This window comes from Mesorhizobium sp. M8A.F.Ca.ET.165.01.1.1, assembly GCF_004792065.1.
In the GTDB taxonomy this organism is placed as follows: Bacteria; Pseudomonadota; Alphaproteobacteria; order Rhizobiales; family Rhizobiaceae; genus Mesorhizobium.
In genome coordinates, this window is sequence record NZ_SRTH01000241.1 from 1 (window position 1) to 287 (window position 287).

Genomic DNA, 287 nt, shown 5'->3' on the forward strand with positions numbered 1-287 from the left:
AAGAAGGGAGCGACTTTCGAGGATTATGTCGGCGAGCGCGGCCTGGTGAAGCGCGGGAAGAAAAAGTGGCGCAAATACGTTTTCGACGTGGTCGACAGGCTTCGCGCCGCCCTGCAGCCGGACTACATCGTGATCGGCGGCGGCAATGTCGACAAGCTCGATGAATTGCCCGAAAAGTCCCGGCGCGGCGACAACACTCGCGCCTTCGAGGGTGGATTTCGTCTGTGGCGCGACAAGGCACTGATCGTCTGATATTGTTACAATTCAGTATAATTGTTCAAAATAGC

General features: G+C 55.7%; 1 pseudogene. It reads left to right on the plus strand.

The annotated features are described in order from the left end of the window. A pseudogene (locus tag EN808_RS35920) lies at nucleotides 1-252 on the plus strand (ROK family protein); the annotation flags it as partial. Nucleotides 253-287: the final 35 nt, after the last annotated feature.